General features: G+C 60.9%; 8 protein-coding genes. 2 read left to right on the top strand and 6 right to left on the bottom strand.

Features of this window, described 5'->3' with window-relative positions:
• The first annotated feature begins 376 nt into the window (after positions 1–376).
• Positions 377–1,045 (top strand): phosphoserine phosphatase SerB, encoded by a 669-nt coding sequence (gene serB, locus CLV65_RS04860; protein WP_094690828.1) that lies wholly within the window; start codon positions 377–379, stop codon positions 1,043–1,045.
• Between the two features lie 1,113 nt (positions 1,046–2,158).
• Here the strand turns inward: serB and CLV65_RS04865 are convergent.
• The 6 genes from CLV65_RS04865 to rpoZ form a co-directional block, all read right to left on the bottom strand.
• Positions 2,159–3,754: an RsmB/NOP family class I SAM-dependent RNA methyltransferase gene (locus CLV65_RS04865; RefSeq protein ID WP_211278396.1), complete on the bottom strand. Its 1,596-nt coding sequence runs from the start codon at positions 3,752–3,754 to the stop codon at positions 2,159–2,161.
• Entirely contained in the window at positions 3,747–4,736 is a 990-nt protein-coding gene (gene fmt, locus CLV65_RS04870; protein WP_094690829.1) for a methionyl-tRNA formyltransferase, read from the bottom strand. The genes CLV65_RS04865 and fmt overlap by 8 nt, the downstream gene beginning before the upstream one ends.
• Before the next feature lie 168 nt (positions 4,737–4,904).
• Positions 4,905–5,621: an HAD family hydrolase gene (locus CLV65_RS04875; protein ID WP_244569105.1), complete on the bottom strand. Its 717-nt coding sequence runs from the start codon at positions 5,619–5,621 to the stop codon at positions 4,905–4,907.
• A gap of 142 nt (positions 5,622–5,763) precedes the next feature.
• Complete coding sequence (locus CLV65_RS04880) at positions 5,764–8,205, bottom strand: primosomal protein N' family DNA-binding protein (RefSeq protein WP_094690830.1); 2,442 nt, start codon at positions 8,203–8,205, stop codon at positions 5,764–5,766.
• Entirely contained in the window at positions 8,202–9,416 is a 1,215-nt protein-coding gene (metK, locus tag CLV65_RS04885) for a methionine adenosyltransferase (protein WP_094690831.1), read from the bottom strand. Before metK ends, CLV65_RS04880 begins: the two co-directional genes overlap by 4 nt.
• A gap of 572 nt (positions 9,417–9,988) precedes the next feature.
• Positions 9,989–10,276, bottom strand: coding sequence for a DNA-directed RNA polymerase subunit omega (gene rpoZ, locus CLV65_RS04890; protein ID WP_094690832.1), 288 nt, complete (start codon positions 10,274–10,276; stop codon positions 9,989–9,991).
• Between the two features lie 712 nt (positions 10,277–10,988).
• Between rpoZ and ilvD the strand changes: the two genes are divergently transcribed.
• The gene (ilvD, locus tag CLV65_RS04895) at positions 10,989–12,845 is read left to right on the top strand and encodes a dihydroxy-acid dehydratase (protein ID WP_094690833.1); all 1,857 of its coding nucleotides are present in this window, start codon (positions 10,989–10,991) and stop codon (positions 12,843–12,845) included.
• Position 12,846 lies beyond the last annotated feature (1 nt).

A 12,846-nucleotide genomic window follows, 5' to 3' on the forward strand; every position in this document is an offset into this window, starting at 1 on the left:
TGGCTCCACTGCTGATCTTGTCTTCACGACTGATCTGTGTTCCGCTGCGCGCGGCACGCCTTTCCCAATATTCAGCCCACGTGTAGAATCGTTATGTTTTCCGTTTGTGTTTCCCGTAGAAAACGCGCGGACCATCGCATGTCATCTGCGTGCGACGCACCCCGGCTTGTGCCTTGGCCGAAACTGCCATCGACGAACCGGCCTCAGGACAACGCGCGTCGACCAACAGACACAGGCAAACCAACGCATAACAAAACGGCAGATAACCAACTGACAACCAACCGGCAACGACGCAACAGACACACCGCGCCGATTGCACGCACACAATTCGCCGCCCGCGCACCACGCGCAGACCGGCACAACACGAAAGCGACAAATGACCCAGCCCCTGCACACCAACGCCACGCCATCGCGCCTTGTGGTGATGGATATCGATTCCACGCTCATTGACGAGGAGGTCATTGACCTTCTGGGCGAAGCCTCTGGCCATGGGGACCTCATTGCGGGCATCACCGAGCGCGCCATGCGAGGCGAAATCGACTTCAAGCAGGCGCTGCGCGAACGCGTCGCCCTTCTCAAGGGACTGTCCACCGATGTGTTCGACCGCGTGCTGTCGCAGACGCATTTCACCAATGGCGCGCTTGACTTCGTGGACGAATGCCATAGGCGCGGATGGAAGGTCGGAGTGGTGTCCGGTGGATTCCATGAAGTCGCTGATTCACTTGTGGAACGGGCGCACCTCGATCATTGCCTCGCCAACAGGCTCATGGTGCGCGACGGCCGTCTCACGGGTGAAGTGGACGGCGACATCGTGACGAAGGAATCAAAACTGGCCGCATTGCGCGCGTGGGCTCGATCGGATGGCGTGCCGATGGATCGCACCATCGCCATCGGCGACGGTGCGAACGACATCCCGATGATTCTCGCTTCCGGCATCGGCATCGCGTTCTGCGCCAAGCCCGTGGTGCAGCAAGCCGCACCCCACAGCATCACGCAACGCGACCTGCGCCTCGCCCTGCCCATCATCGACGCAGAAGACCGCTGAGGCCGAATACTGGAGCCAAACACCTGAAGCCGAAACCTGAAGCCAACACCGTGCTGGCAGGCGGATGCAAGGGGACGCGAGGAATGCTCATGGCATGTCGCGTCTGCGTTTGTCTGCGTTTGTCTGCGTTTGTCTGCGTTTGTCTGCGTTTGTCTGCGTTTGTCTGCGTTTGTCTGCGTTTGTCTGCGTTTGTCTGCGTTTGTCTGCGTTTGTCTGCGTTTGTCTGCGTTTGTCTGCGTTCGTTCGCTGGGCGTCAGCCCGATTGCCCCTGTCGCGATTCTGTTTGTTAGCACGAAAATGCATATCGGTCAAGTAAACATCTCGAACAGAAATATCGAAAATTTACCTACGCAAACATGGATGATTCCCCCGCTGTCAGCAATCGTCGCGACGTCGACCTTTCGTCTCTGAGCCATTCAAAGCTACGTTGATAATCGAACGTTTTACCCATCGTTTGACATTCTCGGATTGTTCGAGCGACACGCCGCGACACGCCTTGGAATTGCAACGGTAAGCAGCCATGGCGACACGCCGAGCGGGTAAGTTTTTCCTTCACCGTCATTGATTACGCGCGATGGACTTTCAGACTTTGCCCAGATTGTCAATTGGGCAAGAAAAGCCACTTATCCCAAGGGTTTCCGCCGCTTACTCACGCTTGTTTTCAGTATTGTTTACTAGTAAACAGACTTGTTTGCATAATTTTTCATTATACAATTCACAATTTTTTGTGTACTTCTTTACTAATTATTTTGATTTGTGTACTCCATAAGGAAGTTCGACGGCTATAGTTAAAGGCAACAGCAAAGAGCAACTCCATTAACACTTTGCTGGGATGAGAATTTAACTGCGGTTCAAGAGCCGCAAGCGTCAATCACTTCGGTGGTTGTAAAACAAAGGGTCTATTTTCAACTCCCTATCACTCGGATTCTTTGTTTATGCGCTTGTGAGGACGGTATCGCAGCCGGAAGCATGAGGTTTTGTCTCTCCCTTTCCCCTCTACGCTTCCAGATTCTCGACAGGCAGGATTCGTTCTGCCGGATCCTGCGACAATGATGTCGCGGAGATTCTTTGAGTGGCCGCCATCTACTCCGGATGGCGGCCCTTTTCTTTTCTCTACCGCACGCGGCGCAACACGGCGATGAACATCTGGTCAGTGTCGTGAATCTGTTCGAACAGCTGCACATCGCCGGAGCCTTCCGGCACGGGGATGCGCGCGCCATCGCGCACCACGCGTTTCAAAATGCCCCGGGCATCGCAACGAACGGCGGTGACATCGGCATTCTCCGTGGCATCGGCAAGCACCGCGTCCACCACACGGACGGTTTCATCCAGCACCGGCGAGCAGGTCACGTATGCCACGACCCCTCCGGGGCGCACCGCCCTCAAAGCAGAGGCCAACAGTCCTTTTTGCACTTCCGTCAGCGCGGCAATGTCTTCGGCCTGCTTGCGCCATCGCGCCTCAGGCCTGCGACGCAAGGCGCCAAGCCCCGAGCAGGGCGCATCCACCAGGACTCTGTCAAAGGCTCCCGGCATTGCCTTGCCGAACGCCGCGCCATCGCGTTCACTCACCTGATCGATGCCTTCCGGCACCGCGCTCACGTTCTCTCGCACCAATTGTGCACGATGATGGGATGGCTCGTTTGCCGTCACCTTGGCGCCACGCAGCGCCGCAAGACTGGCCAGCAACGCCGTTTTGCCGCCCGGCCCGGCGCACATGTCAAGCCACCGCACATCAGGGTTCTCGGCGATGTCTGCAGATGCATCACCGATCGAGCGTCCACCCGCCACAGGTTCCAGTGGCGCGGCCGCTAACACCAATGCGGCCAACTGGGACCCTTCATCCTCCACACCGGCACGATGCGATTGCACGGCGGCGACCGCCTGCGGCGCCACTGCCCTGACACGCAGCGCATAGGGGCTCCACATCCCGGGCTCGCAGTGTGCATCCGGCGGAAGCTCAGCGCGCAGATCATCCACCGTAATGAGGCCCGGACGGGCGACAAGCGTCACAGCAGGCGGCTCATTGTCGCGTTCGAGCATCGCGCCAAGATCCATGCCGTACGCCGCTGAATCCGCATAGCCCGACGCCTTCCATGAGTCTTCGAGTTCACGCACCACCCAATCCGGATGGCTGTATCGAACACCCAGTCGTTGCACGGCATCCGCCTTCGGTATGCGGGACACCACGATGGACTCCCACTCCTTGCGGTCGCGCCCCACGATGCGATGCATCACAGCGTTGACGAAACCACCGGCATGCGCACCCACACGTCTCTTGGCAAGCGCCACCGTGCACGAAACCGCAGCATGATCAGGCACCCCTAGGAACAGCGCTTGGTAGGCGCCAAGCCGCAACACGGTCAGGCATGAAGCATCGATTGCATCGGCATCGCGACGCGCTGCAGCGCACACAATGGCATCAAGCAAGCGCATCCAACGCAGCGTGCCATACACCAGATCGGTGGTGAACGCACGATCCCTCGCGCTCATGCCGCTCGCCGCCACAACCTTCGGTGTCAGCAGGTTCACATACGCGTCTTCGCCCAGCACGTCCGAAAGAATATCGAACGCCACCACGCGCGGATCGGCCGCCGTGCGCTGTTGAGACGCATGACCTTTTTCACGGCTCTGTGCGTGGCCATGTGCATGGCTTTTTGCATGGCTCTGTGCACGCGTCCGCGGATGCCGCGAAGCGTTCGGATCAGTCACAATACGCCTCCGGGGTCAGATGGGCGCCGCGCGCCCAATCGGCGGCGGGCATACTGCGTTTGCCTTGCGGTTTCACACGCAGCAGTTCCAATGGCTGTGTGCGCGTGCACACCCACACGTGCTTTTTGCTCGTCACGAGCGCACCGGGTTTGCCCTGCGCAAGCTGCTGCGCGACGTCGGCAGGCACTGTGGAGACATCATCGACCGGTCGGGCTTCATCCACATGCAGTTTGACTCCGGCAGCGTCTGCTTCCGAGGCACTGGAATGCACCATGCACCATGCGCCCGGCTCAGGCGTGCAGGCGCGAATCTGACGGTCCGCCGCGAACACCGGCACATCGAATCGAATGCGGGCGTCATCGGTGCGGATCTTCGCCGCCACTTCAAACGCCCCCGGCTCTTGAGGCACGAGTACTGCGCGGCCTTGCGCCACGAGTTCCATCGCTGAGCACAGCAGATGGCCGCCGTCTTCGGCAAGGCGCGCGAAAAGCTCTCCGCTTGTTTCATGCGCACCGATTTCCGTCGTGCTCTGGGCAAGGATCGGTCCTTCGTCCATGCCTTCCGTGATGCGGAACACGGTGACGCCGGTCAGCGTATCACCGGACCAGATGGCGCGCTGCACCGGGGCGGCGCCACGCCATTGCGGCAGCAGGGAGAAATGGAGGTTATACCAGCCTTGCGGCATGGCGGCAAGCACTTGGGCACTCAGGATGTTGCCGTATGCCACGACTGCAGCGGCCTGGGCGCCAAACGCCGTCAGATCCTCAAGGAATCCCGGGTCGCGGGGATTCTTGTCAAGCACCGGGATGCCCAGTTCCTGCGCCGCGACCTTGACAGGGCTGGGAGCCAGCTTCCTGCCTCGGCCTTGTGGCGCATCCGGACGGGTGAGCACGCCCACAACCTCAATGTCACCGCCGGCCTGGGCAAGCAGCCGCAGCGAGGCGACCGCCACGTCAGGCGTCCCAGCAAACAAAATCCTCATAAACGCTCCTTAAACCTAAACTCAAAACCTTAAACTCACGGCGCCAATGGCCGTCTGCACACACGGCAGCAGCGGATGGCGCTGCCGCTTGCAGCAGCAACGGCTGCGCTCAATGCATGGAGACGCGCCGATCTCGGCGACCGGCATACGCCCATGCGGCGAATGGAATCAGCTTACCGCGTCGCCCGGCTGGGCATTCCCTGCGGGAATCCGCACACCTGCCCGAACGAGAGTGCTGCGCAACACGCCATGGTCACCGCCGAAGCGGATGGCACGCATGCCCACTGAATTGGCGGCAGCCACATTCGCCGGCTTGTCATCGACGAACACCGCATGGTCGCGGTCGATTCCGAACCTGTCAATGGCCAGTTCGTAAATCGCCGTGTCAGGCTTGCGCACGCCTTCGAAACCGGAGACCACATACCCGTTGAGCAGGTCGAAGACCGGGAACATCGGACGAGTGATCTCGAAATCATCTTTCGCCCAGTTGCTCAGACCCCACGTGCCGATGCCGGCATCGGAAAGATCCTGCACCAATTTGCGGGCGCCCGGCACACATCCGACAAGGGAATCCATGAAATTGCGCGAATAATACGCGTACATGCTCGCCCATTGGTCGCCATGCGTGCGGCGCATGTATTCGTATGCTTCCTCGATCGTGGCACCGCCGTCACGCATGTCGCACACGTCGCTGAAGCCGGATGTCGCGTTGTCAAGAAAACGGTCGATGGCCGCATTGTCGTATCGGCTGCAGAGCACGGCGCGCGGATCCCAGATGGTGAGAACTTCACCGAAATCGAACACCACATCGGTGATGGGCTCGCCTTGCGCCTTGGCTGCCGCACCTTCGGCACACACCGCATAGTCATCAACATGGCAAGTCATCGGCATCTCCTTGGATGTGTTGTGCACTGTTCCAGGACTTGGAAACGCGGGAATCCGTCTGCAAAATGCATGGAAAGGAGCCTGCAGGGAATCCTTTGCAGGGAATGCCATTGCGAAAGGAATGCCGTTGCCTAGGATGTGCCTATGCGAAGTCCTTGGGATACATCTGGAACCGCAATTCCAAAGGATACCCCATTGCCGCTTGCTTCGCCGCCGCCTTGTGCAAACGTTCGGCGAGCTCATCGGCACGGCTGTTGGGCACTCGCACCACCGCCCGCACGCGATCGTCCATTCCTTCAAAGGTCCGTTCCGTCACTGTTTTCGGCGGAGGCATCGGAATCGGCCCCAGCACGGATGGCATGGGACCCAGGAAGAACTGCTGCAACGCCTGTGCCGCATCCGCCTGTGCTGACGCTGCAACAACCGCACCCGCTGCATCCGCGGTTCCTTTTGGCATCTGGGTTGCAGTGCCCGTGCCCTCAGGGGCTCTCTCAAGGGTTCCCTTAGACTCCCCTTCGAAAAACACCGCATCGATCGAAGGCGGGATGGCGGGCGGTTCGATGGTGGAGATGTCTCCGTCAAGGGCGCCGATCTGACGCAGGACGGCCTGCACGACCTTGCGGTTGCCCCACACATCCGCCGCGGTTATCGCAGGCGGGAAACACGCCTGGGTGCGTTCCACGATTTCTTCGCGTCCTAGGATCCTCGGATCCCAGCGTTCCATGGATTCCCACACACCGGGAAAAGCGTCGCCCAAGAGCACCACCCTGCCGCCATCGGAATCGGGCACCGTCAAAGAAGCGGCATGCATCCACGCGACAAGTGTGTCGATGCGCGCATCAATGCCTTGTTTGAAACGGCTCTGCCATGCATCCAGCAATGCCACCGCAGCGTAATCACCCCCTTGCACGAATGGTTCGCACCATGGTGTGGCGACGACAAGCCTAGGCGCGGCATCGACACGCGCGACGATTCCTTGCACCTGAGTTGAGACCGCGATCGGCACATTGCCGAACAATCCGGCAAGTTCCTCCACTGTCGTCAGGGCCCCCACTCGCATGCCCCGCACATGGCTATCGCCGCATTCGGAACACACCCAGTCGCCGGCCGGGGAACCACACCAATCACACACCAAGCGTTCGCGGTCCATTGTGTCGCGCACCAACGGGCCCCGGCAGCGCGCGCAGCGAGCGCGGGCGTGGCATTGTCTGCACACCAGCGCATCCATCGGAGCGTCGCTCGGCAGTGACAGCAGCACGGGACCGCGTTCCAAGGCGTTGGAAAGCATCGTCACGGCGGTCGAGGGGATGCGGGAACCGGCAGTCGCATCGAGCAGGCTGTCCAGTTTCTCTCGATCCAGACGCACCATGCGCGGCAGCAACTCATCTATCGCCTCATCGGTGCCATGCACCCGTGCCGCACCGTGGTCGGCGTCCCATTGGGACTGTGCGCTGCGACAATGCCCTGCAACGATCAGCACACCATGATGCGCACCCGCACGCACTTCCAGCACCCCTCGAGCATTCGCATACGGCATGAATCCATCAGCATTCTGATACACCATGTCGTCCACGATCACGAACAGCGCGTTCTCCCCGACAGGGGCATACATGACGGCACGCGTGCCTATGGCGCACTGCACCACGCCCGCCGCCAACGCCTTGTACGCGCGGTATCGCTGGAGGCCGGGAATCGACCCAAGCAACACCGCGAAATCTCCTTGCCATGTTTCGGCATCACGCGCGGGGTCGCTGTGGGCTTCCGTCGTCTCTGCTGCACATGGCGCGAAACGGCGCAGCCCCCATGAATTCATGACCCCCGCCAGCTGGGCCACGTGACGTTCATCAGGCAATACCACGACCACCGGCCGCCCCGCCATGAGGGCATGCAGGACGGTCCACGCCATGTCCTGCGCCCACGTGTCGGCGCCCGGTAGGCTGTCCCAGATGATGCGCGGCGCCTGCGTCGCGCCGTCCCAGCGCCATCCGGCACTCTCCACGGCCGCTATCGCATCATCGGCACCGGTGTATTGACGACGAATCCTGGCGGTCTGTTCGACATCCGTCTTCGTCAGCCCATCGCCCCATCGCACACGGCGGCGGATTTTCGCCGGATGGTTGTCGACGGAAGCGACGCGCGGCGGCACCGCCACGCGCAGGATGTTCGGCACGGTGCCGCCGAAATGCTCGGCAATCAATTCAATGTCGCGGCGCATCGCAGCGTCCAGCAACGCACCGTGCGTCTGGACGGTTTTGATGTATTTGAGCGCACCGGGGTCGACGTCGCTGGAATGCCCCCGCTGCCAGACGAATCCATCGAGAAGGCGGGGGCCGAAGGGCACGCGCACGCGAGCGCCCGGCACGGCTTTCTCAGCCATGTCCTGCGGCACCAGGTAGTCGAAGGTGCGTCCCAGATGCGGCGCCTGTTCATACAGCATCACGTGAGCGATGGGGTCGTGCGACGCCGGTTGCTTACCGGCGCGCTTTGCAGCCGTGGCGCTGGCACGACGACGCTTTGACGGACCGCGCGGTTCCAGTCCGTCAAGCGTCGGCTGCTCCCATGTGGCTCCCGGGCTATCGCTCAAGCTTGCGGAGCCGCCTTGAGCGCCGCGTCACGCAAAGCCTGAGCGCGGTCGGTGCTCTCCCAGGGGAATTTCACATCCGTGCGGCCGAAATGGCCGTATGCGGCTGTCTTTGAGTAAATCGGACGCAGCAGGTCGAGTTCGTCGATGATGGCGGCGGGACGCAGGTCGAACACCTCGCGCACCGCCTTCTCGATCTGGTCGCGAGTCACGCCATCGCATTCGGTGCCGTAGGTGTCAACATTCACCGCCACGGGGTCTGCGACGCCGATTGCATACGCCACCTGCACCTCTGCCCTGCGCGCAAGATGCGCGGCGACGATGTTCTTGGCAACCCAACGCGCCGCATAGGCTGCGGAACGATCCACCTTGCTCGGATCCTTGCCCGAGAATGCGCCGCCACCGTGGTGTGCAGCACCGCCATAGGTATCGACGATGATCTTGCGACCGGTCAGGCCGGAATCCGCCGCAGGACCGCCCAGCACGAACGAACCTGTGGGATTGACAAGCATGCGGTATCCGGTGTGACGCACCTTGGTGCCGCAGATTTCGTCAAGCACAGGGTCGATCACTTCGTCGCGCAACTGGTCGCGCAGCCAGTCTTGGCGCACTTCCGGATCATGCTGGGTGGAGACGACCACAGTCTCGATGTCCCGGGGATTCCCCTCATCGTCGTAGGCGACGGTCACCTGTGTCTTGCCATCGGGGCGCAGATGCGGGACAATGCCGTCCTTGCGCACCTTCGCCAAACGCTGCGCCATGCGATGCGCCAGAGTGATGGGCAACGGCATGAGTACATCCGTCTCGTCGCACGCATAGCCGAACATGACGCCTTGGTCTCCGGCGCCCTGAGTTTCATAGCGTTCTTCATCAGAATGCGCTTCACGGCTCACGCCTTGGTTGATCTCGGCGGACTGCCCAGTAAGGGAGACAAGCACGCCGCAGGAATCGGCATCCAGCCCAATCGCGGAGCTTGTATAGCCGATGCGGTGAAGCACCGTGCGCACCGTGGCAGGAATGTCCACGTAGCCGTTGCTGGTCACTTCGCCGAACACCATGAACGCACCCACCGTGGCACAGGTCTCCACCGCCACATGGGAATGGGGATCCTGGGCAAGCAGCTGGTCAAGCACGGCATCGGAAATCTGATCGCAGATCTTGTCCGGATGCCCTTCTGTCACTGATTCCGCTGTTACGAGATGCGGTTCGGTCATGGTGTCTCCTTTACAGCCTATTGCGGCAAACTTGATGATGTAAGGATTCGACGGTTTGAGCCCGCCACAGAATGCGACAGGTCCCTATCCATCTCCCCCATCATAAACGCGACCTCGCCGCGACGCGACCCCGCCGCGTCACAAACGCGCGCCGTGCGACCAACGCCCAAGCGTTGCCCAAGCATTGCTCGGGCGCTGCCTGCACACCGCTTGGCCACCACGACTGCCCCATGTGCAAAACGCGCCATATGCAAAACGCGCCATATGCAAATGGTGGGTGCCCGCTGGTCTTCACCAGCAGACACCCACCATCGCAACGTTTCTCATTCAACGCCTGGGATGATGCCCATGCAACGCTGTGCGAAGCATTGTGCGAACAGCATGGCGCCACACACACCATCCCGTTACATTAAACGTTCGGTGCATGTGCCTTATCCGGCATCTTTCGTCCCGGCTGTGTTGTTCCCGTCAACGTTCCTGTCTGTGTTCCCGCCAGTGTTCCCACCAGCGTTCCCGTCATCCGTTACACGCAGCGGGCGGATGCCGAGGGCACATGGCCGAGATACGCTGAATCAGTTGCCTTCGTTGGCGTCGTCCTCGCCCAGGGTCTCCTCGAGCAGGCCGTCGTTGATCTCACGGAACGCGATGGACAGCGGCTTCTCGTTGTTCTTGTATTCCACCAGCGGACCCACGTTCTGCAACAGGCCCTCGTTGAGCTGGGTGAAGTAGGAGTTGATCTGACGAGCGCGCTTGGCGGCGAAGATGGCCAGTGCGTACTTGTTGTGGTTGGTGCGCTTCATCAGGTCGTCGATAGGCGGATCTGCGAGGCCCTTCGGTTCAGGGCTGGTACCCAATGCCATGTGATGTGCTCCAAACTCCGTAAATGGATATGAAAATCTTCGTTCCTCAACCGGCGCAGGCATAAAGCACACGCAATTCCGCCGGCTGATTGCATACAGAGTCACATTATAACCACATTCCAAGCTAGTTACCACTACGGCGCGCCTGCTCATCCACGGCGCGCGGCACGCCCTTTCAACGAACACCCGCTGTCCCAAGAACGTCACGCCCGCCCACATATCACTATGCTCGCATGTCGCCTTGTGAACCCATCTATATTCCGCAGAAGAACATTACATTCCCCATCACCACTGTCTCTGCATCCTTCTGCCCTTGTCAGTGCTCTACTGCAATCCCTGTTTTGTCCGCACCTGCGAAATCATGGGATCTATAAGAAAGCCTGGAGAGACGCGCCTGAAGCGCACAAAATCCGCGCCGCCCGCGTACATGATGTGAGGCGTACACGATGCACGCCATGCACGCGCACACCATGCACGCGCACGCGGACACAGATAAAGAAGCGCTGGACCGTCGGCGACATCACCCGCCGCAGCGCCTGGTTTGCCGACCAGATCCTCAAGATCTACGCATTGCAATAATGCTGCGCCCGCCGAGCGTTCGGCACACGGACCCGCAACGCTCGGCGCACACTGCCCAGCATGTTCGGCGCACACGCGTTCGGTATGCGACATACCCGCGCACAAGTCCGCACGCGCGCGATAGTGTGGGGGCATGAAAATGAGATCTGCAACAGTCATCAATAACGATCGCATGTTCGCAGGCGCCCGCGCCCTTTACCGCGCTGCAGGCGTGAGCGACAAGGATTTCGGCAAGCCCATCGTGGCAATCGCCAATTCCTTCTCCGAATTCCTCCCCGGCCACGTGCATCTGCAGAAGGTCGGCCGTCTTGTCTCCGAAGCCGTCAAGCAGGCAGGCGGCATCCCGCGTGAGTTCAACACGATCGCCGTCGACGACGGCATCGCCATGGGCCACACCGGCATGCTCTACTCACTGCCCAGCCGCGATATCATCGCCGACGCAGTCGAGTACTCCGTCAACGCGCATTGCGCCGACGCCCTTATCTGCATCTCCAACTGCGACAAGGTCACGCCGGGCATGCTCATGGCGGCTCTGCGCCTCAACATCCCCACGATCTTCGTCTCCGGCGGCCCGATGGAAGCCGGCTACACCGTCGTCAACGGCAAGAAGGAACGCACGGACCTCATCTCCGTTATGTCCGCCTCCGCCGACAACAACATCTCCGACGAGGAGCTCGTCAACTTCGAGCGCACCGCATGCCCGACCTGCGGTTCCTGCGCCGGCATGTTCACCGCCAATTCCATGAACTGCCTCACCGAAGCCCTCGGCCTCGCGCTGCCGGGCAATGGCACGACGCTTGCCTCCCACTCCTACCGCAAGGAACTGTTCGAGAAAGCCGGCAAGCTTATCGTCGATCTGGCGAACCGCTACTATCTTCAGGACGACGATTCCGTGTTGCCGCGTTCCATCGCCACGAAGCATGCGTTCGAAAACGCCATGACGATGGATGTGGCAATGGGCGGCTCCACCAACACCGTGCTGCACATCCTCGCTTGCGCGCAGAGCGCCGACGTGGACTTCACGCTCGATGACATCGAGCGCATCTCGCACACCGTGCCCTGCATCTGCAAGGCCGCTCCTTCCGGCAAGTGGGAGATTTCCGATGTGCATCGCGCCGGCGGCATCAGCCGTATACTTGGCGAGCTCGACCGCGCCGGCAAGCTGCACCAAGACGTGCATTCTGTCGATTACCCCAGCCTCGAAGCCAAGCTCAACGATTGGGATATCCGCCGCGACACGTGCACTGACGAAGCCAAGCGTCTGTTCCATGCAGCGCCCGGCGGCATCATCTCCCCTGAACCGTGGACGCACACCACGCTGTTCGATACCCTCGACACCGATCCCGTCAACGGCGCGGTGCATGACATCGATCATCCGGAGATCGAAGAAGGCGGCCTCGCCATTCTTCACGGCAATCTTGCCCCCAACGGCTGCGTCGTCAAGACCGCGGGCGTCGACAAGTCCATCTGGCATTTCAAGGGCAAGGCATTCGTCGTGGACTCCCAGGAGCAGGCCTGCAAGGCCATTCTCTCTGACGAGCTCAAGCCCGGCGATGCGCTAATCATCCGCTATGAAGGCCCCAAGGGCGGCCCGGGCATGCAGGAAATGCTGTATCCGACCGCATTCGTCAAGGGCAAGGGCATCGGCAAGAAGGTCGCTCTCATCACCGATGGCCGTTACTCCGGCGGTTCGTCCGGTCTGTCCATCGGCCACGTGGCTCCTGAAGCCGCTGCAGGCGGCCCAATCGCCCTCATCGAGAACGGCGACGAGATCGAGATCAACATCCCTGAGCGCACGATCAGCGTGAACGTGCCCGACGATGTGCTCGCCGCCCGCCGCAAGAAGATCGAGGAAGGCGAAGGCTACCGTCCGCACCGCGATCGCAAGGTGTCGTTGGCCCTCAAGGCTTACGCCGCTTTCGCACGCTCCGCCGACAAGGGCGCCACCCGCGACCCCGACCTCATCAACAAGCTCGCCAACCTCGACTAAG

The sequence above is a fragment of the Pseudoscardovia suis genome (genome assembly GCF_002797875.1).
GTDB classification, from domain to species: domain Bacteria; phylum Actinomycetota; class Actinomycetes; order Actinomycetales; family Bifidobacteriaceae; genus Pseudoscardovia; species Pseudoscardovia suis.

Excerpts from the sequence above, each read along its gene's own strand:
- rpoZ (WP_094690832.1), bottom strand. The coding sequence starts at position 10,276 with ATGGCATTGGGTACCAGCCCTGAACCGAAGGGCCTCGCAGATCCGCCT.
- metK (WP_094690831.1), bottom strand. The coding sequence starts at position 9,416 with ATGACCGAACCGCATCTCGTAACAGCGGAATCAGTGACAGAAGGGCAT.
- ilvD (WP_094690833.1), top strand. The coding sequence starts at position 10,989 with ATGAAAATGAGATCTGCAACAGTCATCAATAACGATCGCATGTTCGCA.
- serB (WP_094690828.1), top strand. The coding sequence starts at position 377 with ATGACCCAGCCCCTGCACACCAACGCCACGCCATCGCGCCTTGTGGTG.
- fmt (WP_094690829.1), bottom strand. The coding sequence starts at position 4,736 with ATGAGGATTTTGTTTGCTGGGACGCCTGACGTGGCGGTCGCCTCGCTG.
- CLV65_RS04875 (WP_244569105.1), bottom strand. The coding sequence starts at position 5,621 with ATGACTTGCCATGTTGATGACTATGCGGTGTGTGCCGAAGGTGCGGCA.